General features: G+C 63.1%; 1 protein-coding gene and 1 pseudogene. Both read right to left on the reverse strand.

What is annotated here, in order from left to right:
• A pseudogene (locus A2I95_RS41180) lies at positions 1-369 on the reverse strand (hypothetical protein); the annotation flags it as partial.
• Positions 370-429: 60 nt separating this feature from the next.
• A partial coding sequence (locus tag A2I95_RS41185; RefSeq protein ID WP_291738053.1) for a 4-hydroxybenzoate octaprenyltransferase occupies positions 430-1,105 on the reverse strand: 676 nt, incomplete at its 5' end.

A 1,105-nucleotide genomic window follows, 5' to 3' on the forward strand; every position in this document is an offset into this window, starting at 1 on the left:
GGGGATCAGACCGATAATCGAGATGCCGCTGTCTTTGCGCAGAATTTCCGCCGAGAACCGCGGCGGTGCCAGGCCATCGGCGGGCGGCACATCCATGCCATCAAGGATTCGCGCCGCATCGACAACCGTGCCGGCCAATGATTTGACCGAGAACCGCGTCGCCTCGTCCGGAGCGGTGCCTTCCAGCAGCACCTGCAAACCGTCGGAGGTTACTTCAGCCCAGGTGAAACCGCCGTCATCCAGCGCCCGGCGCACAGCCGTTTCTGTGCTCCGTTCCACAGCGGTGACGGCAAATCCGGCGGCAACAAGGCTCAGCCCGGCAGCAGCGGCAAAGGCCAGGCCCGGGATCAACAGCTTAGACAGGCGCATATGGCAGCATTTTCCCAGTTTGCGTTACAGGCTCTTACCCTGCGCGCGGCTGCGGTTCAATCACGCGAACATGGCCAGCACAAAGAAAATCAGCGGAATCAGGCCGGTATCACGGTTGAGACGAAACAACTGCAAGAGTCTTTGCGTGTTTTCCGCGTCAAAGGCGCGCAGTTGCCAGGTCAGGTGCCAGCCCATCGCCCAAGGGGCCGCCAGCGCCAGCACCAGCGCCAGCACCGAGGCGCTGTCCTGCACTGCCAGGATCACCGCCAGCGCCATCAGGCTGACAAAGGCCACGATGAAGCGGCGCAGCCACATTGGTGTTTGCGTGCCGAACAGCCGGGCGGTGGATTTCACCCCGATCAGCGCGTCGTCCTCGGTGTCCTGATGGGCATAGATGGTGTCATAAAACAGCGTCCAGGCAATGCCTGCCAGATACAGCAGAACCGGCGGCCAGCCGAGGGTGCCGGTGTGTGCGACCCAGGCCAGCATCGCGCCCCAGTTGAAGGCGAGGCCCAGAAATACCTGCGGCCACCAGGTGAACCGTTTGGCAAAAGGGTAGACCGCCACCGGCAGCAGCGACAGGATGCCCATGGCAATGGCCGCCTGGTTGAAGGTCAAAAGGATCAACAGGCCCGCCAGGCATTGCAGCCCCATCCAGGCCAGCGCGCCCTTGACCGTAACCTGCCCCGAGGGGATGGGGCGCGAGCGGGTGCGCTCTACCTGTCCGTCAAAGTTT

The organism is Leisingera sp. F5 (genome assembly GCF_001593695.1).